35 protein-coding genes and 1 riboswitch are annotated in these 26,325 nt (G+C 47.0%); of the genes, 9 read left to right on the plus strand and 26 right to left on the minus strand.

Annotated features, from left to right (window positions below; all coding sequences use genetic code 11):
- Position 1: 1 nt before the first annotated feature.
- On the minus strand, positions 2-979 hold the full coding sequence (locus tag Q9R25_RS09940) for a LacI family DNA-binding transcriptional regulator (RefSeq protein ID WP_159563088.1): 978 nt from the start codon (positions 977-979) through the stop codon (positions 2-4).
- Positions 980-1,086: 107 nt separating this feature from the next.
- Positions 1,087-1,629 carry a GNAT family N-acetyltransferase gene (locus Q9R25_RS09945; RefSeq protein ID WP_311283098.1) on the minus strand — a complete coding sequence of 181 codons (543 nt, stop codon included), beginning with the start codon at positions 1,627-1,629 and terminating at the stop codon, positions 1,087-1,089.
- A 74-nt stretch (positions 1,630-1,703) separates the two neighbouring features.
- Here Q9R25_RS09945 and Q9R25_RS09950 point away from each other — a divergent pair, with 74 nt between their 5' ends.
- Positions 1,704-2,150: a DUF4385 domain-containing protein gene (locus Q9R25_RS09950; RefSeq protein WP_074035462.1), complete on the plus strand. Its 447-nt coding sequence runs from the start codon at positions 1,704-1,706 to the stop codon at positions 2,148-2,150.
- On the opposite strand, the gene Q9R25_RS09955 is transcribed toward Q9R25_RS09950, so the two are convergent.
- The 8 genes from Q9R25_RS09955 to tenA form a co-directional block, all read right to left on the minus strand.
- Entirely contained in the window at positions 2,147-2,590 is a 444-nt protein-coding gene (locus Q9R25_RS09955) for a GNAT family N-acetyltransferase (protein WP_074035461.1), read from the minus strand. The two genes, Q9R25_RS09950 and Q9R25_RS09955, sit on opposite strands and share 4 nt — an antisense overlap.
- A gap of 62 nt (positions 2,591-2,652) precedes the next feature.
- Positions 2,653-3,102, minus strand: a complete 450-nt coding sequence (locus Q9R25_RS09960; RefSeq protein ID WP_311283099.1) for an OsmC family protein — start codon at positions 3,100-3,102, stop codon at positions 2,653-2,655.
- A 42-nt stretch (positions 3,103-3,144) separates the two neighbouring features.
- Complete coding sequence (locus Q9R25_RS09965; protein ID WP_159563091.1) at positions 3,145-4,710, minus strand: GGDEF domain-containing protein; 1,566 nt, start codon at positions 4,708-4,710, stop codon at positions 3,145-3,147.
- 114 nt (positions 4,711-4,824) lie between these two features.
- The gene (locus Q9R25_RS09970) at positions 4,825-5,463 is read right to left on the minus strand and encodes an SDR family oxidoreductase (protein WP_311283100.1); all 639 of its coding nucleotides are present in this window, start codon (positions 5,461-5,463) and stop codon (positions 4,825-4,827) included.
- Between the two features lie 24 nt (positions 5,464-5,487).
- Entirely contained in the window at positions 5,488-6,129 is a 642-nt protein-coding gene (gene thiE / locus Q9R25_RS09975; protein ID WP_074035455.1) for a thiamine phosphate synthase, read from the minus strand.
- A complete protein-coding gene (gene thiD / locus Q9R25_RS09980; RefSeq protein ID WP_311283101.1) occupies positions 6,098-6,937 on the minus strand; it encodes a bifunctional hydroxymethylpyrimidine kinase/phosphomethylpyrimidine kinase in 840 nt (279 codons plus the stop codon). The genes thiE and thiD overlap by 32 nt, the downstream gene beginning before the upstream one ends.
- A complete protein-coding gene (gene thiM, locus Q9R25_RS09985; protein ID WP_078147811.1) occupies positions 6,934-7,725 on the minus strand; it encodes a hydroxyethylthiazole kinase in 792 nt (263 codons plus the stop codon). The genes thiD and thiM overlap by 4 nt, the downstream gene beginning before the upstream one ends.
- Complete coding sequence (gene tenA / locus Q9R25_RS09990; RefSeq protein ID WP_159563096.1) at positions 7,722-8,396, minus strand: thiaminase II; 675 nt, start codon at positions 8,394-8,396, stop codon at positions 7,722-7,724. The genes thiM and tenA overlap by 4 nt, the downstream gene beginning before the upstream one ends.
- Before the next feature lie 90 nt (positions 8,397-8,486).
- Positions 8,487-8,591: riboswitch (TPP riboswitch) on the minus strand.
- A gap of 137 nt (positions 8,592-8,728) precedes the next feature.
- On the opposite strand from tenA, the gene Q9R25_RS09995 reads away from it, so the two are divergent.
- The gene (locus Q9R25_RS09995; protein ID WP_311283102.1) at positions 8,729-9,124 is read left to right on the plus strand and encodes an ion channel; all 396 of its coding nucleotides are present in this window, start codon (positions 8,729-8,731) and stop codon (positions 9,122-9,124) included.
- 8 nt (positions 9,125-9,132) lie between these two features.
- Here Q9R25_RS09995 and Q9R25_RS10000 read toward each other — a convergent pair whose 3' ends face one another.
- The 3 genes from Q9R25_RS10000 to Q9R25_RS10010 are packed head-to-tail and all read right to left on the minus strand — an operon-like array spanning position 9,133 to position 10,762.
- Positions 9,133-9,285 (minus strand): hypothetical protein, encoded by a 153-nt coding sequence (locus Q9R25_RS10000; RefSeq protein ID WP_012727577.1) that lies wholly within the window; start codon positions 9,283-9,285, stop codon positions 9,133-9,135.
- Positions 9,286-9,335: 50 nt separating this feature from the next.
- Positions 9,336-10,163, minus strand: a complete 828-nt coding sequence (locus Q9R25_RS10005; RefSeq protein ID WP_214690369.1) for an aminoglycoside 6-adenylyltransferase — start codon at positions 10,161-10,163, stop codon at positions 9,336-9,338.
- Positions 10,160-10,762: a pentapeptide repeat-containing protein gene (locus tag Q9R25_RS10010; protein ID WP_214690368.1), complete on the minus strand. Its 603-nt coding sequence runs from the start codon at positions 10,760-10,762 to the stop codon at positions 10,160-10,162. The genes Q9R25_RS10005 and Q9R25_RS10010 overlap by 4 nt, the downstream gene beginning before the upstream one ends.
- A 55-nt stretch (positions 10,763-10,817) precedes the next feature.
- On the opposite strand from Q9R25_RS10010, the gene Q9R25_RS10015 reads away from it, so the two are divergent.
- Positions 10,818-11,267, plus strand: a complete 450-nt coding sequence (locus Q9R25_RS10015; protein WP_074035444.1) for an NUDIX hydrolase — start codon at positions 10,818-10,820, stop codon at positions 11,265-11,267.
- 2 nt (positions 11,268-11,269) lie between these two features.
- Here Q9R25_RS10015 and Q9R25_RS10020 read toward each other — a convergent pair whose 3' ends face one another.
- A complete protein-coding gene (locus tag Q9R25_RS10020; protein ID WP_214690367.1) occupies positions 11,270-11,947 on the minus strand; it encodes a YjjG family noncanonical pyrimidine nucleotidase in 678 nt (225 codons plus the stop codon).
- A gap of 572 nt (positions 11,948-12,519) precedes the next feature.
- Between Q9R25_RS10020 and Q9R25_RS10025 the strand changes: the two genes are divergently transcribed.
- Entirely contained in the window at positions 12,520-13,977 is a 1,458-nt protein-coding gene (locus Q9R25_RS10025) for an aldehyde dehydrogenase family protein (protein WP_311283103.1), read from the plus strand.
- 37 nt (positions 13,978-14,014) lie between these two features.
- On the opposite strand, the gene Q9R25_RS10030 is transcribed toward Q9R25_RS10025, so the two are convergent.
- The 4 genes from Q9R25_RS10030 to Q9R25_RS10045 form a co-directional block, all read right to left on the minus strand.
- The gene (locus tag Q9R25_RS10030) at positions 14,015-14,353 is read right to left on the minus strand and encodes a zinc ribbon domain-containing protein YjdM (protein ID WP_031421951.1); all 339 of its coding nucleotides are present in this window, start codon (positions 14,351-14,353) and stop codon (positions 14,015-14,017) included.
- A 66-nt stretch (positions 14,354-14,419) separates the two neighbouring features.
- Positions 14,420-14,932 (minus strand): GNAT family N-acetyltransferase, encoded by a 513-nt coding sequence (locus Q9R25_RS10035; protein WP_031421949.1) that lies wholly within the window; start codon positions 14,930-14,932, stop codon positions 14,420-14,422.
- 92 nt (positions 14,933-15,024) lie between these two features.
- Positions 15,025-15,354, minus strand: a complete 330-nt coding sequence (locus tag Q9R25_RS10040) for a four-helix bundle copper-binding protein (protein WP_012727586.1) — start codon at positions 15,352-15,354, stop codon at positions 15,025-15,027.
- Between the two features lie 81 nt (positions 15,355-15,435).
- The gene (locus tag Q9R25_RS10045) at positions 15,436-16,047 is read right to left on the minus strand and encodes a serine/threonine protein kinase (protein WP_074035436.1); all 612 of its coding nucleotides are present in this window, start codon (positions 16,045-16,047) and stop codon (positions 15,436-15,438) included.
- Between the two features lie 148 nt (positions 16,048-16,195).
- Between Q9R25_RS10045 and Q9R25_RS10050 the strand changes: the two genes are divergently transcribed.
- The 3 genes from Q9R25_RS10050 (at position 16,196) to Q9R25_RS10060 (ending at position 19,607) form a co-directional block, all read left to right on the plus strand.
- Positions 16,196-17,092 (plus strand): aldo/keto reductase, encoded by an 897-nt coding sequence (locus Q9R25_RS10050; RefSeq protein WP_214690365.1) that lies wholly within the window; start codon positions 16,196-16,198, stop codon positions 17,090-17,092.
- A gap of 286 nt (positions 17,093-17,378) precedes the next feature.
- Positions 17,379-18,644 carry a hypothetical protein gene (locus Q9R25_RS10055; RefSeq protein WP_214690364.1) on the plus strand — a complete coding sequence of 422 codons (1,266 nt, stop codon included), beginning with the start codon at positions 17,379-17,381 and terminating at the stop codon, positions 18,642-18,644.
- Between the two features lie 105 nt (positions 18,645-18,749).
- Complete coding sequence (locus Q9R25_RS10060) at positions 18,750-19,607, plus strand: pirin family protein (RefSeq protein ID WP_215243569.1); 858 nt, start codon at positions 18,750-18,752, stop codon at positions 19,605-19,607.
- A 39-nt stretch (positions 19,608-19,646) separates the two neighbouring features.
- Here Q9R25_RS10060 and Q9R25_RS10065 read toward each other — a convergent pair whose 3' ends face one another.
- Genes Q9R25_RS10065 through Q9R25_RS10080 form a run of 4 tightly spaced genes read right to left on the minus strand, consistent with a single transcriptional unit; the run spans position 19,647 to position 21,311 of the window.
- Positions 19,647-19,952, minus strand: coding sequence for a hypothetical protein (locus Q9R25_RS10065; RefSeq protein WP_047794750.1), 306 nt, complete (start codon positions 19,950-19,952; stop codon positions 19,647-19,649).
- Positions 19,953-19,956: 4 nt separating this feature from the next.
- Positions 19,957-20,430 carry a GNAT family N-acetyltransferase gene (locus Q9R25_RS10070; RefSeq protein WP_214690362.1) on the minus strand — a complete coding sequence of 158 codons (474 nt, stop codon included), beginning with the start codon at positions 20,428-20,430 and terminating at the stop codon, positions 19,957-19,959.
- The gene (locus Q9R25_RS10075) at positions 20,430-20,729 is read right to left on the minus strand and encodes a hypothetical protein (protein ID WP_214690361.1); all 300 of its coding nucleotides are present in this window, start codon (positions 20,727-20,729) and stop codon (positions 20,430-20,432) included. The genes Q9R25_RS10070 and Q9R25_RS10075 overlap by 1 nt, the downstream gene beginning before the upstream one ends.
- 57 nt (positions 20,730-20,786) lie before the next feature.
- Positions 20,787-21,311, minus strand: a complete 525-nt coding sequence (locus Q9R25_RS10080; protein WP_214690360.1) for a GrpB family protein — start codon at positions 21,309-21,311, stop codon at positions 20,787-20,789.
- Positions 21,312-21,463: 152 nt separating this feature from the next.
- Here Q9R25_RS10080 and Q9R25_RS10085 point away from each other — a divergent pair, with 152 nt between their 5' ends.
- On the plus strand, positions 21,464-22,009 hold the full coding sequence (locus Q9R25_RS10085; protein WP_078147954.1) for a TraR/DksA C4-type zinc finger protein: 546 nt from the start codon (positions 21,464-21,466) through the stop codon (positions 22,007-22,009).
- Between the two features lie 44 nt (positions 22,010-22,053).
- Here Q9R25_RS10085 and Q9R25_RS10090 read toward each other — a convergent pair whose 3' ends face one another.
- Together Q9R25_RS10090 and Q9R25_RS10095 are read right to left on the minus strand one after the other, a co-directional pair.
- Positions 22,054-23,037 carry a peptidoglycan DD-metalloendopeptidase family protein gene (locus Q9R25_RS10090; protein ID WP_311283104.1) on the minus strand — a complete coding sequence of 328 codons (984 nt, stop codon included), beginning with the start codon at positions 23,035-23,037 and terminating at the stop codon, positions 22,054-22,056.
- 348 nt (positions 23,038-23,385) lie between these two features.
- A complete protein-coding gene (locus tag Q9R25_RS10095; RefSeq protein ID WP_214690357.1) occupies positions 23,386-24,174 on the minus strand; it encodes a GNAT family N-acetyltransferase in 789 nt (262 codons plus the stop codon).
- 50 nt (positions 24,175-24,224) lie between these two features.
- Between Q9R25_RS10095 and Q9R25_RS10100 the strand changes: the two genes are divergently transcribed.
- The gene (locus Q9R25_RS10100; RefSeq protein ID WP_214690356.1) at positions 24,225-24,689 is read left to right on the plus strand and encodes a GNAT family N-acetyltransferase; all 465 of its coding nucleotides are present in this window, start codon (positions 24,225-24,227) and stop codon (positions 24,687-24,689) included.
- Here Q9R25_RS10100 and Q9R25_RS10105 read toward each other — a convergent pair.
- Entirely contained in the window at positions 24,678-25,268 is a 591-nt protein-coding gene (locus Q9R25_RS10105) for an NUDIX hydrolase (protein WP_214690355.1), read from the minus strand. The two genes, Q9R25_RS10100 and Q9R25_RS10105, sit on opposite strands and share 12 nt — an antisense overlap.
- On the minus strand, positions 25,265-26,269 hold the full coding sequence (locus Q9R25_RS10110; protein ID WP_215243565.1) for a S66 family peptidase: 1,005 nt from the start codon (positions 26,267-26,269) through the stop codon (positions 25,265-25,267). The genes Q9R25_RS10105 and Q9R25_RS10110 overlap by 4 nt, the downstream gene beginning before the upstream one ends.
- Positions 26,270-26,325: the final 56 nt, after the last annotated feature.

The raw sequence follows: 26,325 nt of genomic DNA on the forward strand, positions 1-26,325 counted from the left end.
TTTATCTCTCCTTCCGCTTTGTCGTGTGTCTTTCAAGTAACGTGACCGGTAATAACATCTCTTTCGGTCGCGTGTCTTTTTTCTCAATCAAATCGAGCAATCGTTCTGTCGCCACTCGCCCCATCTCATAGATCGGCTGGACGATGGTCGTCAGCGGCGGAGACGTCATCTCGCCTAATTCGATCCCGTCATATCCGATGACCTGTAGCTCTTCTGGGACACGAATGTCTCGACGGACTGCTTCCTGTAATACGGCGGCTGCAATCACATCGTTCGCTGCGAAAATGCCATCGAATGGCCAAGCATGGTCGAACAGCTCTTGGGACGCTTTCAATGCGTCTTTGAACGTGAACGTGGACTCGGTCATCCCGACGAGCTTCTCTCCCGCTACTTCGACAAATCCTTCGGTTCGGCGTTTGACCGTTTTGAGATGATCCGGTCCGGCAATGTGTGCCAGTCGTGTCGCACCACGTTGTAACAGCGTGTCGGCCGCCAACTTTCCACCCTCATATCCATCTGATACAACGGCGTCGATCCCCGCTTTTACGATTCGGTCTAGTGCGACCATCGGTAAATCCAACGTCTCATAATTCGGATTGTGCGAATGATTTGTTGTAATAATCAGGCCATCGACGTGCATCGTTTGCAAGGCGACTAAATACGTCTGTTCTTTTTCAAGTTGTTCGTCTGTATTGCATAAGACGACTTGATACCCATGTTGATTGGCGACATCCTCAATCGCCCGAGCCAGCTGTGGAAAGAACGGGTTCGTGATATCTGGCATGATAAGTCCAATCAAATTCGACGATTTTTTATAGAGCGAACGAGCAACTCGGTTCGGCGCGTAATTCAGTTCCGCAATCGCCTTTTCGACCGCTTCTTTCGCCTCTTCGCTCACATATCCGCTTTTATTCATAACGCGTGATACGGTCGCCACTGAGACGTTCGCATGTTTTGCTACTTGTTTGATGGTCGCCATTTGACATCCTCCGTTCTGGAAACGCTTACAAAACCATCTTAATGTGTAACCGGTTACATATCAAGAGATTTTTATGATTTCATGAAAAAACACATTGAAATCGTGCTTCAATGTGTAGAGAACGTGGGATTTAGTTGAACATAGACGAGACATTCTACCGTTCGTCCATCGAGCCGGGTCAATTCCTGTTGTTTTGTAAACGCATAGGTGAATCCAGACTTTTCAACGACGCGTCGCGATTGGTCATTGAAGCTGAAGTATCCGCACCAAATCCGCTCTAACCCTAACGCTTCGAACCCAAATCGAATCATCGCCTGAACGGCTTCTGGCACGTAACCATTCCCCCAATTGTCTGGACTGAGCACATAACCAATCTCACGCTGTGCCTCATGTTGAATCGAAGGGTCTGGTCTTCGGTCGTGTAACCCGATGCTACCGATCACTTGCCCAGTCTCTTTCAAGACGATGGCCCATACATCTGCTTCCTCGATAAACAGTTGAATGACGTCCCTTGTTTCTTCAATCGATTCATGGGGTGCCCAACCAGCCATCGGTCCGACTCGTTCATCTTTTGCATAATGATACATATCTTCTGCGTCTTTTAACGTAAATGCCCGTAAAATCAATCGTTCTGTCTCTAGAGTGATCATATCAACCTGTCCTTTTCCTTCAAGTTGTTTCCTCCACCGACCTAATGGGAAACGTTAGGCGAGGAGGAATGAACATGCCATTTGATTATGACTTAAACTTCGATGAAATCGACTTCCGACAACAACCCGAATTGTATCGGGTCGGGCGTGGCGAACAAGGCGTACTACTCGTCGAACCGTATAAAAGTGAGATTTTGCCACATTGGCGATTCAAGACGCCCGAGATTGCGAAGCAATCTGCTGAAGAAATTATGGAATTGTTTGAAGCGTATCGCGCGAATGACGATTTCGTCGGGATGGACATGGCCCGAAAGTTCATCCAAATGGGCTACACGCGGGCCCGACGCTATGCCAATTATAAAGGCGGTCGTAAATATAAAGAAGACGGTGACCTCCATGAGCGCGAAATCGACGAAGAGAAGGCAGAGTCTGCTCGCATCTTCAAAACGTATTGGGATCAACTTCGTGCCGATGAGGATTATTTACGACGTAAAAAGGCACATCAAAAACAATATGGTTAATCGCGCACCATCACTTTAAACGGGGTACCATTCCGCTCGAATGATGTGATGGTGCGAAATCCGACCGTATCGTATAGATGAATCGCTCGTTCGTTAAAAGCGGCGACGGTCAAACGAAGCGGTTTGCCCCGTTCCATCGCTCTCTCCATGACGTACGTCACAAACAATCGGCCATGTCCTTTCCCCGTCATATCGGGTCGCATCCCCAACCCGATATCCGTAAATTCTAAACAATACGGATATGTCGAATTGGGCACTTGAGCCGGGGAACCGATGCAATAAAATCCAATCAGCTCATGCTCCTCTACAATCACCTGATACGTCATCAACTCGGCGATTCCCTCTTCAGAAGGCGATTGATTATAGAAGTCATAAGGAGCTTCATAGGTCCATTCTTGAATTTGACATGCCCATTCACGCGTCATCGGTCGGTGATGCATTCGTCTTCCCTCCGTACTCTTTTCACGATTTCTATGTAAAAAAGATGAGGTTGCCCTCATCCTTATTTTCGAGTCCATTCTGCCGTCATCGCTACGTCTGCTGCATGCATGAGATTATGAATTGGACAACGTGCCTCGACAGCCTTCCTTAATGCTTCGATTCGCTCATCCGATTCGGTCGTATCCAATACGATTTTCATATATGTCGACTCAAAGTAAGTTCGGACACCTTCCATCCCTTGGAATCCTCGAGGATCGAGCGTCCCTTCTGTTACAAACTCGACCCCTTCATACTCAAAGTTCAAATCCTGGGCGGCATAGGCAATCATGATGGTCGTACAGGACGACTGGGCACCGAGAAGATACTCGAGTGGATTCGGTCCCTTGTTCGTCCCACCGAGTCGTTCTGGCTCATCCACGATAAATGGGGTGTGATCGCCTACACGCACAGTCGTCTTAACGCCTCCGGCTTCTCCTTCGGCGCGCATCGTTACTAATGGTCTTTCTGACATGTTGCATCCTCCTCTCCATAATCAAACACTACTATTTTCCCTTTATTTCGGACCATGTAACGCCTCGTCATAGATGGCGTAATCATTTTTTCCATCTTGCTTGATCTGATACATCGCCTGATCCGCTTTATGGATCAACGTGTCTAAATTTGTTCCTTGGTCGGGAGCATGACTGACCCCAATACTCGCACGGATTGGAATCGTCACATCGGACGTGTGGTAAGGGTTTTGATTTAACGTCATCTGAAGTTCGTGAATAAATGCAAGCACTTCCGATTCTGTTAAATCCACTAAATAAATATAAAACTCATCCCCGCCAACACGAGAGGCCAAGCCAACGTCTCGTGTCGACGCTTCCAGCAATCCACCCAAATGAGTTAAGAAATAATCTCCAATCTGGTGACCGTACGTATCATTGACTGCTTTAAAACCGTCCAAATCAATAATCAATAAAGACAGCATCGAGGAACTAAGCAACGCCTGGTCTGCGCGTTCATAAAATGCACGTCGGTTCGCCAGCTTCGTCAGTGGGTCATGATAGGCAAAGAATCGGATTGTTTGCTCGGCCTCTTTAAACGAGTGGACATCCCGAATGATAATCATCCCGTGAATCGTGCGGTCGATATCGACAAAATCCCCATCGATGACGACGTAAAGCTCTTGCCCAGACTTTGTCATAATCTTCGTTTCAAACTCTATAAACTTTTTACGTGTCCGAAAATGTTGGCTGTAGTGTTCCATCCACTCTGCTTTTTTCTTTTCTGGCAACAAATCGATAAACCGTTCATTCACGACACGGACAGTATGAAATAGCGTGCGTGCGGCCGGATTCGCACTTTCCACCCTCCCATCCGGGTCAATCAACAAGATGGCGGATGGATTTAAATTATAAAGTGTCCCATATCGTTTTACATAAGAGGTTAAGAAGTCTAAACGATTCATCGCAACGACCAATGCTACCGCCCAAACAAGCCCCCCATACATGTATGAATAGGGTGGGATCAACCCACGAAATTGAAAGTAGCCGAATACAATATCCCATATTAGTACGGCATTTGCAGTCCAAAAAAGCATGCGCAATACGCGTTGGTGTTCTCTTCGTTCCGCACGCTTCAATGCATAAAAAATGAGACCAATAATCAATAGATGAAAAATGTTTCCGACGGTCAACGTAGTTAAATACGATGAGTTGAACTCAGGATAAATCCAAATGCCTACTTGTTCAAACTGTTGACTGTTGATGATATTCTCCTGACGGACATACGTCAACACAACAGGAATCAATGGTAAATAGACGACCCATGGATACAACCACTTCGGTGCCTTTGCGCCGACGCCTGTGATACTTAATATGAAATGAACAGAGAAGATAAAAATGAAAATCCCAGCGTTCCCAAACCAATAGGCAATGAGTGCCGGACTGTATTCAATCGGCGATAGATGGCGGACAAATTCAGCCAAGAAGAGCATCGAATAACCGAACACAAACAGGCTCAGCAAACGATGCTCGACTTTATTCGGATTTCGTTGAAAGACATCGAGTGCTAAAAAGCCGAGTAAAAATGACGGCAACAAATAGACCGCCAGATAAATGAACATCTCGGTCATGCGGAACCTCCTCACCTGTTCGTATTCTTCTATTTCGTTATCCTGCGTTCTTTTCCCTCTTTAACGCGACAAAAAACGGGATGGTTTTCTCATCCCGTTTTTGATGTCACACACTTATAGCGTTTCTTCGATTGGGGTATCCCCTTTGATCAAATCAATTGCTTTGTTCTGCACGTTTGAATGGTTATGAAGGACATGCACCAAGAATGATGCGACGTCTTCGCGTGGAATCTCTCCACTTCCCTCGAATTTCGTGTTCACTTTGCCCGTTCCCGCATCATCTGTCAATGCACCCGGACGAACAATCGTGTACGTGAGTCCACTCTGTTCGAGTAAACGATCTGCATGATGCTTCGCTACGTAGTACGGCTTCATCGAATCTGGCCAAGCTGAGCGATCCTCCGCTTTCAAGGCACTGACCATGACGAAGTGTTTGATGTTCCCGTTCTCTTGTGCTGCTTCGATACTCTTCGCTGCACCGTCTAGGTCAATCAAGAGTGTCTTGTCTGCTCCAGTACTTCCACCAGAACCTGCCGCGAATACGATAACATCCATTCCATCAATCGCTTTTTGCAAATCATCTACTGAACCTTCGAGGTCACCGAGTACCGCATTGTACCCTTTTGACTTAAAATCCTCGAGTTGTTCTTCTTTACGCACCATCGCCGTGACGTGATGCTTTCCTTCCTTGTGTAACTTCTCCACCAATTGATGGCCAATTTGACCGTTTGCACCGATTACAAATACGTTCATCTGTCTTCCTCCTCAAAAATGAATTCAGAGACAAGCGAAACGCCGGGTAGCCGTTGCTACATCCGGTGCAGAAGCAATGGCAGAAATGACGGCAACGCCGTCTGCCCCGTCACGAATGATTGAAGGCACATGCTCTGGACGAATACCTCCGATCCCCACAATCGGAAGCAGTGGATAGTGATGGCGAACTTGTTGAATCAGTTCCGTGCCACGCACATGTCCTGCATCCAGTTTACTTTGCGTCTCATGAATCGGACCAATGCCGACATAATCTGCAAATGGAAGAGCCGTTCTGACTTCCTCCATCGTATGGACAGACACCCCCAACCATTTATCTGGTCCTAGCCGTTCTCGAACCTGTTTGGCAGGTAAGTCGTCTTGTCCGACGTGAATGCCATCCGCGTCAATCGCGAGCGCCAAGTCGACGTCGTCGTTGATTATGAACGGAACACCCGTTTCTCGACACAGACGTTGGAGCGTCCTTGCCATCGCTTCTTTTTTATCTCCATACAATGCATCTTTACCTTTTTCGCGAAATTGAAAACATGTCACACCACATCGAAGTGCCGTTTTGACGGTCGCCACCAAATCGGACGCGTCCGTCGTTCCACACACAAAATAAAGGCGAAGCTGCTTAGCGAGCGCTTGTTTCGTACAGAACGTCAACGGTAATCACCTCTTCTTTCGCTAAACGATGTCCCCAATGATTCGTCGGTCCATGCCCCTGTCCAATCGATAATCCATGTGCAATCGCCTGATGAATAAACTGCTTCGCATCTACGACGGCTTGGCGTAGTGTCTTCCCATACGCTAGTTCGGCCGTCAATGCGGCAGAGAACGTACATCCCGTCCCGTGCGTATCTTTCGTTTGGATTCTAGGTGCTTTTACACAGAACATTTCAGTCTCGCTCATAATCAAATCAACGGCCTCCACATCATCCGTATGCCCACCTTTGATAATGACGGTATCGACACCAAGTGCTCGAATCGCCTGTGCGGCTTTCATGCGGTCTGCCTCGGTTCGAATTTCCATTCCTGCCAGCACTTCTGCTTCAGGAATATTTGGGGTCACGATGGTCGCCTGTGGTAGCAGCTTCGTGCGCAGTGCTTCGACTGCACTTTCCTGTAGCAAGGAAGCGCCACCTTTCGCCACCATGACAGGATCGACTACTACATGTTCGAAATGATATCGTTCGAGCCCCTTCGCTACCGCTTCAATTCGTTCAGCGTCTACCAACATCCCGGTTTTACAAGCGGTGATGTTAAAATCATCCGCTACCGCTTCAATTTGTTGGTTAATCATTTCCGTGGAAATCGCTTCAATCCCATGGACCCCAAGTGTGTTCTGGGCTGTAATCGCAGTCAACACGCTCGTCCCGAATACACCGAGTTCTTGAAACGTTTTAAGATCGGCTTGAATACCGGCCCCTCCTCCTGAGTCAGATCCTGCAATCGTCAACACTTGAGGTCTCATGATGTCGACACCTCAATTCGATTCGTCGGGATGGTATGCTGTGCCAATTGATGGAGCGCATTTAAAAAGTGAATCGGGAAGTCTCCCGGTCCTTCAGCCCGTTCACTCGCCAACTCACCGCAATAGGCGTAGCCTGACATGGCGGTCACCGTCGCTTTAAGGGTGTTCTTTTCGACTGCTAAGCAAGCCCCGACCACTGCACTGAGTAAACATCCCGTACCGGTCGTCTCGGTCATGCGTTTCGTCCCGCCATGTATTTCCATAACGACGTTCCCGTCACTTACCATATCTTCTTTTCCTGTCACGGCCACGACACATCCGTATCGTCTCGCTGCTTCAAGCGCCAATTGTCGAGGCTCGCATGCACCGTCACCAGCATCGACACCACGAGCCGCCCAATCGACGCCAATCAATGTCGCAATCTCTCCTGCATTCCCTCGAATGACCGATACACGAACATGACGCAAAATGCGTTCGACCACATCTCGTCGAAATGACGTCGCTCCGACACCGACCGGGTCGAGTATAATCGGGCATCCCGCTTCGTTCGCAGCCTGACCTGCGCGAATCATCGTCGCTTCCGTCATCGTTCCAAGTGTACCGATGTTAAGTACGAGCGCATCGCTCACGAATGTCATCTCCGCTACTTCTTCGATTGCATCCGCCATGACAGGAGAGGCGCCGATGGCGAGCAATCCATTCGCCGAAAAGTTCGCCACGACCGTGTTCGTGATATTGTGAATCAATGGCGCCTGCTGTCGAATCTCATTCCAAATCTCATGTCTCATTGGTTGACCTCCTGCGACAATGACCACGACTCAAGCGTCCAAGCCATTTCCCAAAAAGCGACTTCGTAATAGCAACTCTTCAAGAATAGTTTCGTATAGCGCACGCGCTCTTCTTCTGTCGCTTGACCAGCCAGTTCATCCAACCGATCAATTTGCTCTTCCACCAGCTCACGGAACCACTCCGAACCATACGTCGCAATCCAAGCTGAATAAATCGGATGATCAGGACGCTTGTCTTTAAGACGTTCTCCAATCTCGTAATACACCCAATAACACGGAAGGATTGACGCCAATACGTCCCCGAGAGTCGGTCCTGCCTGTTGCATATGAAGGGCATATGCATAAGCGGTCGGTGCTGGCTCAAATGTCGCCAATTCGACATCCGTCACGTTGAGCATCGTAAAGAACTCTCGATGAAGGGAGAGTTCCGCCTCAATCGTGTGTAGCGCATGCGTCAAAAAGCGGCTCGATAGTTCCATCGTCGGAGCGAGGGTTGCCCCTTTGGCCTGCACTTTTGAAAACTGATTCAAATAGTATGAGTCTTGCATGACGTAATGTCTGAATTTCTTCTCATCGAGCGTCCCTTCTCCGAGTGAACGAACAAATGGGTGATGAAAGCTTGCTTCAAACAATCCATCCGCCTCTTGACGTAAGTGATCTGTAAATTTCATAATAACTCCCCCTTATAAACTGATAAAAAAGACGCCGCCTCCCATAACGGAAGCGGCGTCTCGAACAATCATATCTAGGTGAAGCCATATGAGTCGTCTCGCCCACTTCCCTACGCTAGCGTGAACTAGATCAGGTTCGAAGGGTCTGGACCATGTCCATCTCAGCCGCGTGACGCGACTCCCCTAGTGGCAAACATTATGAAATTCAGTCGTCTTCGACCACATTCTATCAATCTTTTCATCAATTGCAAACCTTTTCTGATTCCGTTTCCTATTCTTCGTTACGGGAATGGGTAAGTGACTCTGTTCGTACTGAAAAGGATGTGTAGAGATTGAATACCATTTTATTGACGATTGCCTTACTGTTCATCAATTTGAACGTATTTTGGTTTTTCAAACGTCGAACGTACAAGCAAACAGGATTTGATGGAAGATTGTTCACTCAGTTGTTCGTCAGCCTATTCGGTGTCATGTTAGGATTCACATTGATTTATTATGCACTGTCTCGTGATTCAGTCATTCTCGTGACTTCACTCGAATCCATGAATGCCGTCGAACCGACTTGGGAAAATTTATTGTATTTTAGCGGTGTCACTTTACTTTCGATTGGCTTTGGTGATTTGTTACCGGTCGGTTTAACCCGATTATTCGCTATCATCGAAGGAGCCATCGGTATTTTGTTACCGAGTGCCTTCTTCATCAAATCGATTTATCAAAAAGACAAGTGAAAATCTTCCTATCGTCCCGTGATGAGTAAAAACATATTAAATGCAACAAGACCAAGGGGAAGCATCGCAACCAGAATGATCGGCCATTTCTTTAGACGAATGCCGACAAAGAGGACCAGACTCCCAACAAGTAGGGCAATAAATGTCGTGTATGGATTCATGAAAAAACGCTCCTTTCTCTATAAGGAGCGTTTCCCGGCTCTCGCCGTCATTAATCGTTTGAATGTCGAAGTGTTGCACATGCGGCACGAACGCGTCTGGCTTCCTCTTCTCGAAACACGAAATCCCCTTGTTCGGCGACACGTTGTGCACAAAAGAAGAAGAGCGACTGCAACCGATCATGTGTATCTTCAATGGCACTCAACTCAGCTGAAGCGTATGTTGCCGTGAGCATCTCCCATAACTCTTCTGGCAAATGGTCGCGGATCCCGTCACCGGACTTCCCTAGATTCACGGAGAATTCCGTCGCATAGCCAATGTTCCACTCCATCATCTGACGGAGCATATTCCGCATGATATCGAGGTGGTCGAGCGCGTATAACACCTGGTGTCGCTTGATTCCTTTGACAACATAAAGTGACACCCACCAAAACTCATTCCAACATGCCGCATACTCGTCAGCAGACGGACGTTTCACGCGATACGACAGGTCAGAAGGCGTGACGACTGGATAACGGTCTCGGTCAAAGATAATTTGACTGAGCGAGTCGACTTCGAGCATGGTTTCAAGTTGATCCACACTCCGAATCGTCAAATCAATCCGATGTCCGTCTACATATTGCACTAAAAACGTTACATGTCGTCCGGAATCAGCCGTTTCAGGTGTCTGCATGATCAAGACCTCTCCACATGTGTCAATCCATGAGCGATCGGCCGCAACCGCTCGGACGTCTTCCACATAAAAGGCAAGGTCGACATCCTGGTACGGGTCTGGTCGGATGTTCGGATTGACGAGTGAGCCGTTCAAGACGACCGTTCGAATGTGCTCACGTTCTTTTGCGAACGCAATCAACTGTTCAATGATTTGTTCTGGTTTCATTCTACAATCGCCCCCAATGAGCGCGCGACTTGAATCGCCTGCATCGCGTCTAGTTTTGTTTGTTGTAACGTCACGTTCGAAAAATCAACCCCGTCGACAAGTGCTCCTCTGAAGTCGGCGCCACGGCACACCGCATGTTGAAGTGTCGCCCGTGACAAGTCCGCCTGATGCCAAACCGTTTCGGTCAAGTCCGTTCCATACAGGTCCGCCTCGACCAAACGAACGTGGGACCAATCCATCTTCTTGAGCGACACGTGACGAAGGTTGACGAATGACCAATCCCCTTCCGTTACCCGGACGCCTTCAAACTGACTCTCCTCAAAGGAAGATCCCGTCATTTTACATTGCTCAAACTCACTCATGAACAAATTGGCACCATGGAATTGACAGTTTAAAAATGAACTCCCGACATGACGGGACGCATTCCATTTTGAATCCGTGAAGTCGCAGTTGATGAACTGACAGCGTTCCGTCTGTAGTTCCGTCGCATCGACGTATGTGAAGCGACAGTTCTCGAACGTGACGTGTGACAACACTTCGTCACGGAGTGTCACGTCACGAAAATTTTCATCTCGATATTGCGTATGTGGTTGAAACATATGATCCCTCCTTCAGGTATACTAGAACAGATTACAATGATTGGAAGTGATATAGATGGATCTCGTATTTCCTACTGAACACGGCGTTTTCAATTACCGCGTTGCTGGTATTTTTGTGAAAGACGGTCACTTATTGATTCACCGAAACATCCGAGATGACTTTTGGGCATTACCCGGGGGGCGCGTCACGCTCGGTGAAGAAGCCGCAACCGCCCTCGCACGCGAGCTACATGAAGAGTTGAACATGCACGTGACTGATACCACGTTCGCTTTCGTGCACGAGAACTTATTTACGTACAACAATCAGCCGTTTCATGAGATTGGACTGTACTTTTATGTAGACGGTGACCTCCCGCTCCAAGACGGAGACTTTTATGGACCTGAAGGAGATCACCTGATTTATCGTTGGATAAAGCTTGACCGTCTACAAGACGTCACGCTTTATCCGGAAATACTCGCTCAACTCCCGAACCGTTTGCCAACTCATTCACTCAATCCAGCTTGAACTTAGAGTAGCGATTTCAACTCGTTTAAATGTCGAATCTCATACGTTGACTCAATCGTCGCAGCCACTTCGTTCGGATTGAACCAGCACGTATCCAAACCATACATCCGCCCACCGGCGATGTCTGCCGTGACCGAGTCACCGATAATCAAACCTTTCTCTGGCGCTACATTCGGGATTCGGTCGAAGACGTAGTCGAAAAACGGTTTCATCGGTTTTTGCGAGCCGGTCGCATCCGATACGAAGACATCTTGGAAGTACGGCAATAGTCCAGATGACTCTAACCGTTTGAATTGCGTCTCCGTCACACCGTTTGTGACGATATAGAGCGGATAATCGTTGCTCAGCTTTCGCACGACCTCCAAAGCACCATCAACCATGTGCACGCCTGCATGTAAATAGTCTCGATATTGCTGTTCGACATATGGTCCATCGACCGTGAGACCGAGCGAATCGAACAGTTTCGTGTGACGACCGATGAGCACTTCTTCCCGGTCCACTTCGCCGCGCTCAAACGCACGCCACAGGTCCGTGTTGATGTCGACATAGCGCGACTTCACTTCATCCGTCATCCGGACGTTGTAGGATGCAAGTAACTGTTCCAAGGCGACATGTTCACTTTGTTTAAAATCTAGTAGTGTGTCATCAATATCAAATAAAATCGCTTCATAACGTTTCATATTTCTTTCTAACCCCTCTCTTCGTCTTAACTGTACAGGAAGTAGAAACGAACATCAAAAAAGGGAGATATGCCGTATCCCCCTCTCAATGTCTATTAGATGACTGGTTTTATTTTTGAGCTCCATAATTAATCAATATCACGAGTACCCCAATCAATATCGCGACCGACCATGCGTGAACAACCCCACTGAGCGTTAACGGCTTGAAGAAGTATCCTCAATCGTTCTCAAACAAGTAGGCCAAATAAACCGACACACCATACGATCCAAGCAAGAAAGCTAATACAAAGCGTATTTGCAAATGCCTCAAAGATTGTTTTGTTACCCACCAAATGATCACCGGTACAATCAAATATCCAAATGGAAAACCCCATACATAATCCATTGCCGCCACAAAAAATGCCCAAGGCACGAAGAGGAATAAACTCACACAGCAAGTTTTAATCGTCTGCTCCTAAACTTGTTGAATTTACTTGATTCAAGTTTACCAAATCCAATACATTGATATGTTTATTTTTCTAAAACAAGTGAATACTTCTTATGGTGAAGAAAAAACAAAGGAGTGTTCAAATATGCATACAGATTTTACGAACATGTACATCAATGGTGAGTGGGTAAATGGATCAAGTGAAAAGTCGATCGACAACGTCAATCCATTCTCGAACGAGACTCTCTTCTCGATTCAATCAGCGGATGAAGAGGACTTGAATCGTGCTTATGAAGCAGCGAAAGCGTCTCAGACGGACTGGGCCGACATGCTTCCACAAGCACGACGTGAGTTGATTGAGAAGTTTGCCCAGCTGACGATGGACAACAAAGACTTTATCGTCGACTGGCTCGTGAAAGAGTCCGGTAGTACACGTATCAAAGCAGAGAGTGAGTTCGCTGCATCAATGGCAATCATCAAAGAAGCCGCGACGTTCCCTTTCCGTATGGACGGGCTCATCAAACCTTCGATCGTTCCGAATAAAGAGAACCGGGTATATCGCAAACCACTTGGGGTCATCGGCATCATCAGCCCATGGAACTTCCCGTTCCACTTGGCTGTCCGTTCAATCGTGACAGCTCTCGCGACGGGGAATACGGCCGTCGTCAAACCGGCTACGGCGACACCAGTCACGGGTGGTCTCCTATTCGCATCCCTCTTCGAAGAAGCAGGACTTCCAAAAGGTGTGCTCAACGTTGTCGTCGGACGAGGGTCTGAAATCGGGGACGCCATCGTCGAACACCCAATCCCGCGCCTCATCTCGTTCACAGGTTCGACCGAGGTCGGTCAAGGGATTGCGGAAAAGGCAGGTCGTTTGTTGAAGAAAACAGCACTTGAACTCGGTGGGAATAACGTGTTTGTCGTTCTCGATGATGCCGACCTCGACCGTGCCGTCGAATCAGCCGTCTATAGCAAGTTCTTCCACCAAGGACAAATCTGTATGTCGACGAACCGAATCCTCGTCGCCGAGTCGATTCATGACGAATTCGTGGAGCGCTATGTCGAGCGCGTTAAACAGTTGAAAGCGGGTGACCCGAATGAAAAAGATACGCAAGTCGGCCCGCTCATCGACCACGATCAAGTCGATCGCATCTTAGACCAAATCGAGAAAACGGTTGATGCCGGTGCGACCGTTCATACTGGCGGGACAGCGGACGGCAACGTCCTCGAACCGACCGTCCTCAGTGGCGTCACGAATGACATGCCGCTCGCGAAAAACGAAATATTCGGTCCGGTCGCGGTCATCCTTTCGTTTAAAGATGACGAAGAGGCTGTTCGTCTTTCGAACGAATTACCGTACGGATTGAGCGGTGCCGTTCATGGCTCGGTTTACCGTGCAACCAATTTTGCACGAAAAGTCGAAACTGGCATGATTCACGTCAACGATCAGTCGGTCAACGATGAACCGCACATGCCGTTCGGAGGCGAGAAAAACTCTGGTCTCGGACGCTTCAACGGTGAATGGGTACTCGAAGAGTTCACGACGCTTCAATGGGTGTCCATCATGCATGAACGTCGCGAGTACAAACCGTTCTTCTCGTAATACAAAAAGTGTTTCGGCAACTCGCCGAAACACTTTTTTAGATTTTCTTCACGAACTCCGACTTCAGTTTCATCGCACCAAGTCCCTCGATTTTACAGTCGATATCATGGTCACCTTCCACGAGTCGAATCCCCTTCACTTTCGTTCCTTGTTTGACGACAAGCGAGGTTCCTTTCACTTTCAAATCCTTGATCACGGTGACAGTGTCTCCGTCTTGAAGCGGGTTTCCGTTCGCATCTTTGATTTGTGACGCTGCTTCTGCTTCTGCCGCCTCACTCGGTGACCATTCATAGGCACATTCTGGGCATACAAGCAACGGGCCATCCTCGTACACATAAGATGATTGGCATTTTGGGCAATTCGGGTACTCAGTCATTCTATTTCCTCCATTCGATTCACTCGTTCCAGTATATCGTATGGTGGCTCCATCTTTCTAGACCGTTCACTCTTCGGTAGGCGATGCAGGACCTTCTAAATCAAGTTGATAAAACGATAAATCGAGCCATTTGCCGAATTTATATCCGGCATTTCGAATCGTACCGGAATGAACGAATCCAACTTTTTCATGCGCACGGATACTCGTCACGTTCGATGCGTCAATTCCACCAATCACCGTTTTCATTCCTCTCACTTCGGCGATACGGATGATTTCTTTTAACAGTTTGTTGCCAATGCCTTTCCCGCGGTAACCGGGATGCACGTATACAGAATGTTCAACCGTATAATGGTACGCTGGCCACGGACGGAACGGACCGAACGTCGCAAACCCCATGACGACGTCATCCTCTACCCATACGATGATTGGACAATCTTGCTCTTTCTTCTCCTCATACCATGCCACTCGATTCTCGAGTGTCACCGGTTGATAGTGATAGACGGCCGTACTGTTTACAATCGCATCATTGTAAATATGTAAAATCATTTGAAGATCATCTCGTCGACAATTGCGAATCATCCCCATACCACCTTTTCGTTTTTTTCATTATACGAATCCCCTCTTCAAAAGACACGAAAAAAGTGACCGGTCCCATCAACCGGTCACTCAAATCATGCGGCCAAGCGGTCACACATTGAGGCGCATTCTGTACAAACTCTTGCGCATTCCTGGCAATGTGCGTGCTTATGTTTCCCGCACTCCTGTGCGCATGCTTTACAGATGACTGCACACGCTCGCGCGAGTTCAGGAACGAATGCCGAATCACGCGTCATCGCTTCCGCAAGAAACGCACAGGCAGCGGCACATTCCCGATCCAGTCGGATACAATCAACCATCATCTGTACATCTTTTTCTTCTAAACAAGATTCCAGACAATAGTTGCACGTTTCCACACATTCGTGGAGCATTTCGAGTTCGTTCGCATAGATACGATGAGCCATACATCATTCCCCTTTCGTTTCTTCTGCAATTTCGGACACGTTACTCCTGTTCCCTAATCGATAAAAGAAAAACGACCCGGCTCAAGAATCCGGATCGTTCACGAACCTGCGATACAAGTAAGCGATTCGATTCAGTAATGTCTCGTCATATTGTTTCGGCATGAAACGATAGCGATATAATCGATACATTCGTTTCAAGTCTTCCCACTGATGATCGATTTGTTGCCCTTGTCTGAAGCGTGCCAAATCAATCAAGAATATCTGTCCGTTTGGCGTCAAAATGATATTACGCAAGTGGACATCCGATGGTGTCAGTCCTAGTAAACGTGCCTGTCGAAGCGCTTCATCCACTACCTCGATGTAAGAAGGGTCAATCCAGACGCCTTCCGTCAGACACTCAAACAGCGTCTTTCCTTCGATGTAATCCATCACTAAATATGACGGACCAGAATCATAGCACTTCGGAAAGTAAGGGAGTCCCTTAAGTTTTTCATAGATTGCTGCCTCTTCGGTTGCGATTTGTTCATAACCTGGAAAGAACACTTTAATGACACGATCCTTTTCCTTTAAACGAAACACGGCCGCACTTCGTCCAATCCCATGTAAACGAAGATCTGGGTGCATCGAGGCTACCTGAAACGAGTCACCCACCTGTTCGAAGGTGACGTCCGCATATTGTTCATAGTCACTCATCTGTCACGCCTCTTTCCTATTTCTCTTCCCTCTCATCATAGCGCATACAAGCTCATTTGACGCCAAAACTGCTTGAGTAGGTGACAAGTGACGTCCATTCTCGTAAGACGTATAATGAAGAGCGACTGACAACCAAGGAGGAGTTATAATGCAACGTATCGCTTTGACAGAAGAATTATCATTCTCACGCATCGTCCATGGGATGTGGCGGCTCGCTGATTGGGACATGACCCCACAGGAACGCCTCACATTCATCGAACAATGTCTCGAGCTTGGCATCACGACATTCGACCATGCAGACATTTATGGCGGTTACACATGTGAAGGTTTATTTGGAGAAGCCTTAAAGTTAAAGCCTGAACTCCGAGACCAAATGGAGATCGTCACAAAGACAGGAATTAAATTGACGGGGTCATTTAACCCAGGTCAAACACTCAATTATTACGATACGACAAAAGAGCATATCATCGCGCAAGTAGAGCGTTCGTTAAAAGAGTTGGCCATTGACCACATTGATACATTACTCATCCACCGTCCAGATCCGCTGATGAATCCGGATGAAGTGGCCGAAGCCTTCATCGTCTTGCGCGATAGTGGTAAAGTACGTGAGTTCGGTGTATCTAACCATGTTCCGGCTACACAGAACTTGCTTCAATCTCGCCTTCCATTCCAACTTGTGACGAATCAACTCGAACTCTCTCCGATGCAATTGAAACATTTTGAGGATGGATCGGTCGATTTGTGTCACGAAAAACGAATGCCACTTATGGCTTGGAGTCCACTAGCCGGTGGTCAACTCTTCGAAGATGAACAGTATGCACCCCTTCGTGAAAAACTCGAGGAAATTCGTGCACGTCACAATGCAAGCGGAATTGACTCGATTGTGTATGCATGGCTCGTCAAACACCCTGCGAACATTATGCCGATTATCGGATCCGGAAAAATTGAGCGCGTTCAGACAGGAGTCGACGCCCTTCAAATCGACCTCACTCGTGAAGAATGGTTCGAAATTTTGAAGTCGGCACGCGGTCGAGATGTTGATTGAAGGAAACTTCATCAAATAAATCCCACTGAATTATAAAGTGATAATTTAGAAGAATAATCGGCTTTTTTCAATGTCTCGTAATATCAACGTTTTTTCGTCAAAAATCGACATACAAAAAAAGTTAAAAAGTAAAAATAAGTCATAAATGGTTTTATCCCCCGTCCAGTTCAAGTTGGACGGTTTTTTTGATTTTTTTTCGAAATAACAAATTAATTTTCCTAAGACTAAAGTCACAAAAAATTGGTGCTAGAATGGTGAAAGTGATTCATCGAAGGAGAGTACCGATGTGAAAAAGTACCTGATTTTCAGTACCCTCGTCATCCTGTTTTTCTTATTCGGATGCGAGGAAGAACGCGCACTCCGACTCCAACCCGCTCCTGAATATTATCAAGGACGTGCCCTGTTACCAAACGGACAACAAATTGAAATGCCCGAATCGGATCGTGCAGCGATTATCGAGTTATGTCAGCCTGACAACGCGATTCAAAGAATTCCAAGTGGTGAAAGACATTGGCTCGGGACGGTCACATTGAACCAACCGTTGACTGATGCCGCCACCGAATCTTCTTTTCCAACCGCAACTTTTTTCACTGTCGAAAATAAATCATATGTCCAATGTCAACTCGATTCCGTCACATATGCCACCGAAATTAACACGCTTCCTGAAAGTTTAAACGATGTTCAATATACGGCCGAACCTTATCCGGATGTTCCGAAATTCCGATTTGCTGAGCCCCATGAATATGAGCATTTCGCACAAGAGATGAAAAAGCCGATAGGTAATGAGCCCTATCCAGAAAGAAAAGGGATCGAGCATACACTTTTCCATATCACGATGCCTTTCAGTGGTGAATTTGAACTGACCTTTACATCGTCCGAAGCCAAAGACCGCCTCGTCATTCCTGTCGAATCAATAAGGCATCCCTATTTGTCACTCGGGCTCGGGACAGAAAAGTCTGATGAGGTGTTACAATACGCGATTTATACGAGCCGAGATCAAAATGACTATCAAGAAGTATTGCGACCGAAAGAAGCGCATATTTCACAAATGTTCGGAGCCAAAACAGCTCCGCAACTCCCTTCGGTTCTTGTACCGGGTCACGAGTATCCACTCTACAGTTTTACGTTCATGAAAAACGGAACGGCCCATCGTCAGAACGTCTCCTTGACGTATCATGAACCCAAGTTGTTGTATGGAAAAGAATTGGGTGAACAAATTCACGACAAATTAAGTAGTCAACGTCATGTCATTTTTCATGACTTGGCACTCCTTGGAACGGAATCAAAAGATGCCTCCTTCCTACAACATGTCGGTCAAGATGAAATGGAATTTATTTTTGGCGCCATCAAACGAGCCAACGCGACCGCCTATGCAGGTAAGACCGCTTCCACACCTTATGTGACCCTATTTCAAGGGATATGCGCCCAAACGTTTGATGTTAGCTATGATGGTGCAGATGTGTACGTGACCAATTCAGAGACAGGCGCCCATTTTAAGCTACTACGTGAGGATGCCATCAAGTGGTATAACCTGTTTGAACAAAACACTTAATCTGACAGATGCGAATGCGTCTGTCTTTTTGCATATTCATGAAGCAAATATAGTACGATGAGACACATTTTTTGGGAAGATAGGAAGGGAAAGGAGTGAATTTTTGTGACAAATCCATTTATACGTGACGTGAACCATCATTGGCGCGTTTCCTATCGACAAAACGGGTATCCCCATGTGCAACAGGGCTGGGTGTTACCTCCAGAACAAAAAGAGGAGTTCGATCCATTTATTTTGATGGCAGAAGACTGGTTCAAGCGTGGGACGTTTTCGGACCATCCCCATCGTGGGTTTCAAACAATCACGTATGTCATCGATGGTCGTCTAGAACATATTGATAATCATGGGGGACATTCGATTTTGGACGCCGGTGATGTTCAGTATATGAACGCCGGATGGGCCGCTAGACACGCCGAAGAAGCGGTTGACGATGATTTGATCCATACGCTGCAGCTCTGGTTGAATTTGCCGAAGTCGTTAAAAACAACAACCACTTCCTATCAGAACGTATACGTCGAGGACGCACCCCTCGTTCCTTTCGACGGCGGGCAGCTTCGTGTCTATTCCGGCGAAATTGTGGGTGTAAAAGGGCCGATGGAAAGTCTCGTCCCCATCACGATGACAGAAATAACGCTGAAAGAAGGTGGCGAATACGAACACATCTTGCCTGCGAATCATAACAGCTTTTTGTACGTACTCGCTGGTTCAATTGAAGTTGGGTCTTCCAAAATTCCGCTCAGTAAAACTGATGTGGCGACACTGACGTTCGATGAAACATCTGAAGCGATGAGCACACTTCAACTGAAGGCCACGACGCGTACACGGGTGCTCATCTATTCCGGAAAACCGATTCGCGAAGACTATATTGCGCATGGTCCATTCGTGATGAACACGGAAGAAGAAATCCGCCAAGCTTTCCGCGATTATCATAGCGGCAGGTTCGGTCCCCCAGCCGTCAAATAAACAAAGGGAGTCTCTCGACTTGAGAGCTCCCTTTTCTGATTATGATCGATCCGGTTGTAACACCGTCTGTTGTGTCGGAACATGACCAATCGGTACGGTCCGTTCGACGAGAACGTAACGCTTGCCCTCCACTTCAAACTTGCGGTCGCCAAGATAGTGAGCGCTTTTTCCATCTTCGTATAGTTTTGACAAGATAGCAGGTACGTACTCTTCTAGTTTTGTATAGTGCTCATCGAGGGTCATGACGATATTGCCCCCTTTATATCCGAGCCAGTAACTATAAAAGAACCAACCTAACGACAGAACTCCGAGAATACCAATTCCAATTGTAAGTAACTCCTCCATGATCTCATTCCTCCAATTTTTTCATGACAATCTGACGTTTTGGGGTGAACCCGATTTCGCTATAAAACGAGGCGGCATCCGTATTGCTCATCCAGTAATCTAGTTCAATCGATCTGAATTGGTGGTCAAGTGCCCATTGCTCCATCCATTCCATCACACGCCGACCGTAACCGTTCCGTTGATACATGGGGTCGATACTGATGTGATGAACATACACCACGCGAACAGCTTGGCGAAATGCGTTTGCTTCACCCACTTTCTCCTCGAACCATATGTAGCCGACAGGGGTCGCCTCTACTTCCATCACCATGAAATGATGACCCGGTTTCCCCACCAGCGTCAGAAAGGATTCATATATCTTCTCTTCCTCATATTCCGCAAAGTAATCTGAATTCATGCGAACATGATGTTCATGAATGGAACGATTCAATCGTGCGATGAGTCGGGCATCTGTTGTTGAGACGAACACACTGTCCATCAACCGTTAAATCCTGTGTGATTCCGATCTTCTATCACCCCATGTGGTTTTTCAGTCCCATGCAACAGATGCTCTTTCGAAGTCGAAGTCCCTTTCCCCTCTAAGCGACGTTGAAGTGGACGAGCCAGAAAGTGGCCAATCAAGAGCGAACTAGGTAAGACGAGAAAAAATGTACCGAGCAATGTCAACATGTACCCTTTGTCCGAGTCACCGGCAATCGCGCGAAGGACAAAGAACAGACCGACGAAGACAAGTGCGGCCAAAGAGTATTCCACACATTTCCCGAGAAATCTTTTCATATGACATCTCCCCCTTTAAGGTTTGATGTATTATACGACCATTTCCATAAAAAGGTTTCACGCGTCTTGATTTTCTTTATACCACTTCGTCGCCAACCGTTCCGTCTCGATGATCCAGTCATGCTTTCCTTGAATGTATCCTTCCATATCTTCTGGATGCTGTGCCGCAAGTTGAAGCTTCAGCTCACCATACGCATCGCGAACGTCAGGATAAGCTCGCAAGTAATCCCGGAAGGCAAGGTGTCTTATGACATCCGGATTCCCTTCTTCAAACACATGCACGTGAACCGTCCGTTCTTCTTCTCCTTTACGGAAATAGCGACGCTTCGGAATCCCATATTCACCAAGTCCACGGTACCCGAGTGCCTCCATCCGCTCCGTGTAGTCATCGACTCGTTCGATGTCCCGTACGACCGGCATCATGTCGATGATTGGTTTTGCCGCCAATCCTTCGACCGATGTACTTCCAATGTGATGGATCGCGACAAGCTCCTCTTCGAATAACCGACTCAATTTACCAGCCTCTTCTTCAAACTTTTGATTCCATTCTGGATTGTATTTCACTACTTCGACTTTTCTCATGATTCGTTCCTCCTTTTTTAAAAGAACTCTTTATTCTCATCATACCCTTTCTAAACATCGTTCGACATGAGGGATTCCACTTCAAATGGTTTGTACACAAATAAAATGGGAAACCTTATATTAATGACTTGAGAACTGGAGAGTGAATGGATATGTTGACTGAAGAACAAATCGAAACGTTTAAAAAACGATTATTGAAAGAAAAAGCAAAAACCGAAGGATACATGGATAATCGGGAAGAGACATATGATGAAGGAGAGCTCTCTCATTACGACAACCACCCTGCCGACTCGGGCGAAGAGCTCTTTTTACGAGAACGAGACCAAGCCCTTAATGAACTCGATGAAGAGTTCTTGAGTGACGTCGATAAGGCACTATTAGCCATTCAGAATGGGACGTATGGACAATGTGAGGTGTGTGGGAAAGACATTGAACTAGACCGTCTGGAAGTCATTCCAGAAGCCACCCTTTGCATCGAACACGCCCGGGCACAAGAAGAGGAAGAGCACGCGCATGAAGTCGATCGACCGGTCGAAGAAGACGTGTTGAACCCTAATGAGACAGCTCGACGCAAAGAGTTAGACGGAACGGATCAACCTGGTCAAAAAACGGACGCCTTCTCCCAAGTAGAAGACTACGGAAGCTCAGATACGATTGCCGACAGCGAGGGCAACCATGATCCTACGCGCGAACAGTAAAAAATGCCCTGACCTCATTCGAGAGGCTCAGGGCATCTGTCTGCTTAAAACGTGGCTTTTACCGGAGAAGCACCACCGAGGCGCTCTGCCAGTTTCATCGGGTCGACGGAATTCCCAGCTGAACTAGCCGAGAAATTGTAGTCCCCTTTATGAATCTCAAAGTGTAAGTGCGGACCTGACGAGTTGCCCGTGTTTCCGATTTGACCAATCGGTTCACCTTGGCGTACCGACTGACCTGTCTTGACATCCACTTTGTGCAAGTGTGCATACACGGTCGTCCATTTTTGACCGTCTACGTTGTGTTCGATTTGTATGTGGTTCCCATAAGGTCCACTCGAGCTGACTTTTGTCACCTTTCCAGCTTCCGCGGCGTATACAGGTGTGCCTGTTTTGGCAGCAATATCGAGACCGTTATGGAATGTGTATCCGAACTGTCCACTCGCCGAACCGAAACCTTGAGAGAGGCGACCTTCCGCCGGCATTAAGAACCGATCGGGTGCCATCGCTTCATACTGTTTCTTCAAATCACTCAACTGATTCGTTTGTTTCTTATATTGTTTCGACTTTTCGTCATACGACGCTTTCACGTCTTGACGTGTCGCTTCAATTTGCTCTTGTTCTTCTTTCAGTTGCTCCAATGCTTCATTTACTTGGTTTTTCTTTTCAACAAGCTCTTGATGTGCTTCTTCCGCTTCAGCGGCTTCCGCTTTCGCACTCGGCAACACCGAAGAAACGACTTTTGCGAAGAGCGACTGTTCTGCAGGAACGAGTGACTCCTCCACTTCTTCTAATTCTTTAGAAGTTCCTTCAATTTTATCTCGCAACGCCTCCGCCTTATGATCGACTTGCTTCAACTTCGTTTGAATGGCGTGAATGGATTGTTTCGTATCTTTAACCTGCTGCTTCGTTTGTTGCAATGACTTTTCCGTTTGAACGAGGTCTTGCGGGGACATGTTGTCGGCAGATGCGGTTTGTCCTTGGAATAAGAGAACACCAACACCCGCTGTCATGATGAGTTGTTTCCACATATATATAATAAACCCTCCAAATTAATACATTCATGAGCTTCAAAAAAGCTACATGTGCGAATATACCACTGGGGGTTAAAAATTTCAATATATGAAGTTTTTCATTTTCATGTCATACATGACAGCATGATGTGATATTTTCAAGTGTCACTTCACAAGGATTTCACTAGCGTTTTTTTGTATAGTATCCCACCCAGACGATACCACCGATGGAAAGGAGTGTTACACTCACACTAACTACTAGTATACCTCGCGACAGGTCGGGTGAAAGATTTGTTGTCAGCGCAATCAGGGTCGCGGTATTTCCACTAATCAGCGCAATGATACAGATGACCAACAACCGCTTCATCAAGCGTCCTTCACCATTTCAAATTGGGCAATCTCGTCTTGGACAAATCCCAATCGTCGTGCCGCTTCGACCCATTCAGGACGGTCTGATGTCAACGTGACATGAAGTGGCGATCGGCTCGCGGCCGCCCGCAATAGCCATTCCGCTTCTTCTGCTTGTCCAAAAACATCGAGCAAGACGTGATCGCGGTATAACAAAAATCCTATTCGATTCCCTTCTACGACTTTCACTAACTCAGCAGCTTGTTGGGTCACGCGCACATCGCGTTGCCAAATCGGAACGTGACTCGCCGCCGGATACAACTCATCAAATAACGTTTGAATCGGTTCATACGTCATGTCTGCGTTCGTTTCTAATGACACCGCTTGGAAGTAGAGGATTTCTCGAGTCGTTTCGTAACCTAGTCGTTCATAGAGAGACACTGCCGCATCATTGCCTTGAATGACTTCGAGTAAACGAGTGCCTACTGCCGCCTCTTCAAATCGTCTCATCAATTCGGTCGCGACTCCTGCTTTTCGGACATGTGGGGCGACAGCAAGTCCACCACAACGTGTCTGCCATCCTGAATCAAGATGTGCAATCCCGGTTAACACGACACCGACAGGTTCTTCACCATCATAGGCTACAATGGAACGGGACGGCTGATTTTGATCACGAACAAGAAAAACATCTTCGAACGTCTGCTCATCAAATTGAAACGGAATAATATAATCAGAAAAACCGCTCATAAACGCGCGGTATAAATCTTGTAATGGTGGATTTTGACGGTATGTAAACTGTGTCGACATATAATTCCCCTTTCTGAATGAAAATCAATAAAGCCCGAAGGAGACCCCTTATGAAAATTACGCTCGAATATCGAAATGATACGCATCAATCGATTCTCAATACGTTCGCACTACCGACGGACCAAGAAAAGTATACGACCCTGCCCAAAGACATGGATGACCCATTGCCCGATCGCATTTATCCGATTGTCATCGTCGCGTCAAAACCAGTTGGGATGTTCTTACTGCATGACAACGAACGCGTTGCTTCCTATACAACCGAGTCGAATGCCTTGCTCTTCTCCGCCTTTGCCATTAACCATGAGGACCAGGGGAAAGGCTACGCTAAAGCTGCACTCCAAGCACTTCCGCAGTTCGTAAAGCAACACTTCCCTCACATTCGTGAAATCGTCCTGTCGGTCAATCTTAAAAACGAAGCCGCTTTCTCCCTTTATACGAACGTTGGGTGGAGCGATACCGGACGTCGAATCGGTGGACCGATTGGCGAACAACGTATTCTTTCCTTAACGATTTGAGGCATCCATTCGTGTCAAACTCTCAAATATGTTTTGCCAGTAAGTCTGACGATGCGGAACTAAATCGGCTTGCGTGATTTGAACAAGATGATTCGTCATAAGAGAGCATCCTTCAATCGTACACATGCATCCTTCTGTCAGCGACCTCAGTTCATTTCTTTGAACAGCTACGACATCCATCACTTCCTGGTCGTCAAAATGAATCGGCTCACCTTGATAGAGATAGCAATACGTATGTGCAAACTCGCGATCAAGAAACTCGTCCAGTTCAATCACGTCTTCAAAGATTCCCATAAAGGTGAGCTGTTCGAACGTCAATGACAGTCCGAGCTCTTCTTCAATTTCACGAACGCCATTCGCTATTGTCTCATCTGTTGCAAGGTGTCCCGCTGCCGTAATATCATATTTCCCGGGAAAATCCTGTTTCTCCATGCTCCTCCGCTGAAGATAGATGAGGTCTTCTTTCCAGAACCAGCAGTGGAACGTCTCATGCCAATCCCCGTCAACATGAACTTGATTTCGCTCCTTCTCCCCTATTTTCCGGTGATTCTCGTCAAAAATAGTGAGGTGCTCCTTCATTCCGACACCCCATCTTCTAAAAATCGGATAACCCCATTCGTCGTATCTAACTCAACTTGAATGCCAATCGGGAAAACGTGTGATGGAAACGTGTGACCGATATCGACATTCGTCAAAATCGGAAAATCTTTTTCTCCGATGATTTCAAGCAACAAGTCGTTGAATGAGAAGGGAGCTGATTGATTTTGAAAATGCTCGTGCTTCCCGATAATCAGACCCGAAATCTCATCAAACACACCCGCCAGCTTCAGCATACTAAGCGAACGTTCTTCTTCAGCCATCGTCTTAAACGAGTCTTCTAGGAATAGAATCGCGCCTTTCAAATCGGGATAATAATCCGACTTGAAGAACCCAGACATCGTGTTCAGATTCCCGCCAATCAACGTTCCTTGTGCCTTTCCATCCTTCAGAGAAATCCATCCTTCATTCGGTTGGAACGTCTTGACACGTTGTTGTGTCGACCAATCGAGCATCTCTTCCGTCCATTCATCAGGGATATGTAACTGAAACGGAGCCGTTCGTTCTAAACAGAGAATGTCTTTGACATATTGCTCCCCCGTCTCGAACATCCCTCCGTATTCACCAAATGAGGGGACGATTGCCGGACCGTAAAATGTGACGACGTCCGTTTTGGCATAACAGGCCATCAAGATTGCCGTGACATCACTATATCCCATGATGATTTTAGGATGACGTCGGAGTTGTTCATAATCGATATATGGTAACACCGAGTTCGAATTTGTTCCACCGATTGTACTGATGATGGCTTTCACTTCAGGATCATGTAAAAATGCGTTTAGTTCGTCAGCACGATCCCGAATGGACGAGGACCGATATCCTTCTGTTTTATATGTACACGTGCCCTCTTTCACCTTGAATCCCATCCGCTTGAGCTGTTCAACCCCACGTTGGTAACGCCCCTCAAACTGAACAGGTGCCGGAAAAGAAGGCGTAATGATCCCTATCGTATCCCCCACTTGCAACATTGGCGGTTTAATCATGATCCCCACTCCCTCACAACATCATTATGACCGCATTATACCGTAGGAGTGGTAAG

The sequence above is a fragment of the Exiguobacterium sp. BG5(2022) genome (genome assembly GCF_031844365.1).
Taxonomy (GTDB): Bacteria; Bacillota; Bacilli; order Exiguobacteriales; family Exiguobacteriaceae; genus Exiguobacterium; species Exiguobacterium profundum.

What these genes read in the sequence shown, in the direction of transcription:
- Q9R25_RS09940 (WP_159563088.1), bottom strand. Translation starts at nt 979, where the DNA reads ATGGCGACCATCAAACAAGTAGCAAAACATGCGAACGTCTCAGTGGCG.
- Q9R25_RS09945 (WP_311283098.1), bottom strand. Translation starts at nt 1,629, where the DNA reads ATGATCACTCTAGAGACAGAACGATTGATTTTACGGGCATTTACGTTA.
- Q9R25_RS09950 (WP_074035462.1), top strand. Translation starts at nt 1,704, where the DNA reads ATGCCATTTGATTATGACTTAAACTTCGATGAAATCGACTTCCGACAA.
- Q9R25_RS09955 (WP_074035461.1), bottom strand. Translation starts at nt 2,590, where the DNA reads ATGCATCACCGACCGATGACGCGTGAATGGGCATGTCAAATTCAAGAA.
- Q9R25_RS09960 (WP_311283099.1), bottom strand. Translation starts at nt 3,102, where the DNA reads ATGTCAGAAAGACCATTAGTAACGATGCGCGCCGAAGGAGAAGCCGGA.
- Q9R25_RS09965 (WP_159563091.1), bottom strand. Translation starts at nt 4,710, where the DNA reads ATGACCGAGATGTTCATTTATCTGGCGGTCTATTTGTTGCCGTCATTT.
- Q9R25_RS09970 (WP_311283100.1), bottom strand. Translation starts at nt 5,463, where the DNA reads ATGAACGTATTTGTAATCGGTGCAAACGGTCAAATTGGCCATCAATTG.
- thiD (WP_311283101.1), bottom strand. Translation starts at nt 6,937, where the DNA reads ATGAGACCTCAAGTGTTGACGATTGCAGGATCTGACTCAGGAGGAGGG.
- thiM (WP_078147811.1), bottom strand. Translation starts at nt 7,725, where the DNA reads ATGAGACATGAGATTTGGAATGAGATTCGACAGCAGGCGCCATTGATT.
- tenA (WP_159563096.1), bottom strand. Translation starts at nt 8,396, where the DNA reads ATGAAATTTACAGATCACTTACGTCAAGAGGCGGATGGATTGTTTGAA.
- Q9R25_RS10000 (WP_012727577.1), bottom strand. Translation starts at nt 9,285, where the DNA reads ATGAATCCATACACGACATTTATTGCCCTACTTGTTGGGAGTCTGGTC.
- Q9R25_RS10005 (WP_214690369.1), bottom strand. Translation starts at nt 10,163, where the DNA reads ATGAAACCAGAACAAATCATTGAACAGTTGATTGCGTTCGCAAAAGAA.
- Q9R25_RS10010 (WP_214690368.1), bottom strand. Translation starts at nt 10,762, where the DNA reads ATGTTTCAACCACATACGCAATATCGAGATGAAAATTTTCGTGACGTG.
- Q9R25_RS10015 (WP_074035444.1), top strand. Translation starts at nt 10,818, where the DNA reads ATGGATCTCGTATTTCCTACTGAACACGGCGTTTTCAATTACCGCGTT.
- Q9R25_RS10020 (WP_214690367.1), bottom strand. Translation starts at nt 11,947, where the DNA reads ATGAAACGTTATGAAGCGATTTTATTTGATATTGATGACACACTACTA.
- Q9R25_RS10025 (WP_311283103.1), top strand. Translation starts at nt 12,520, where the DNA reads ATGCATACAGATTTTACGAACATGTACATCAATGGTGAGTGGGTAAAT.
- Q9R25_RS10030 (WP_031421951.1), bottom strand. Translation starts at nt 14,353, where the DNA reads ATGACTGAGTACCCGAATTGCCCAAAATGCCAATCATCTTATGTGTAC.
- Q9R25_RS10035 (WP_031421949.1), bottom strand. Translation starts at nt 14,932, where the DNA reads ATGATTCGCAATTGTCGACGAGATGATCTTCAAATGATTTTACATATT.
- Q9R25_RS10040 (WP_012727586.1), bottom strand. Translation starts at nt 15,354, where the DNA reads ATGGCTCATCGTATCTATGCGAACGAACTCGAAATGCTCCACGAATGT.
- Q9R25_RS10045 (WP_074035436.1), bottom strand. Translation starts at nt 16,047, where the DNA reads ATGAGTGACTATGAACAATATGCGGACGTCACCTTCGAACAGGTGGGT.
- Q9R25_RS10050 (WP_214690365.1), top strand. Translation starts at nt 16,196, where the DNA reads ATGCAACGTATCGCTTTGACAGAAGAATTATCATTCTCACGCATCGTC.
- Q9R25_RS10065 (WP_047794750.1), bottom strand. Translation starts at nt 19,952, where the DNA reads ATGGAGGAGTTACTTACAATTGGAATTGGTATTCTCGGAGTTCTGTCG.
- Q9R25_RS10070 (WP_214690362.1), bottom strand. Translation starts at nt 20,430, where the DNA reads ATGGACAGTGTGTTCGTCTCAACAACAGATGCCCGACTCATCGCACGA.
- Q9R25_RS10075 (WP_214690361.1), bottom strand. Translation starts at nt 20,729, where the DNA reads ATGAAAAGATTTCTCGGGAAATGTGTGGAATACTCTTTGGCCGCACTT.
- Q9R25_RS10080 (WP_214690360.1), bottom strand. Translation starts at nt 21,311, where the DNA reads ATGAGAAAAGTCGAAGTAGTGAAATACAATCCAGAATGGAATCAAAAG.
- Q9R25_RS10085 (WP_078147954.1), top strand. Translation starts at nt 21,464, where the DNA reads ATGTTGACTGAAGAACAAATCGAAACGTTTAAAAAACGATTATTGAAA.
- Q9R25_RS10090 (WP_311283104.1), bottom strand. Translation starts at nt 23,037, where the DNA reads ATGTGGAAACAACTCATCATGACAGCGGGTGTTGGTGTTCTCTTATTC.
- Q9R25_RS10095 (WP_214690357.1), bottom strand. Translation starts at nt 24,174, where the DNA reads ATGTCGACACAGTTTACATACCGTCAAAATCCACCATTACAAGATTTA.
- Q9R25_RS10100 (WP_214690356.1), top strand. Translation starts at nt 24,225, where the DNA reads ATGAAAATTACGCTCGAATATCGAAATGATACGCATCAATCGATTCTC.
- Q9R25_RS10105 (WP_214690355.1), bottom strand. Translation starts at nt 25,268, where the DNA reads ATGAAGGAGCACCTCACTATTTTTGACGAGAATCACCGGAAAATAGGG.
- Q9R25_RS10110 (WP_215243565.1), bottom strand. Translation starts at nt 26,269, where the DNA reads ATGATTAAACCGCCAATGTTGCAAGTGGGGGATACGATAGGGATCATT.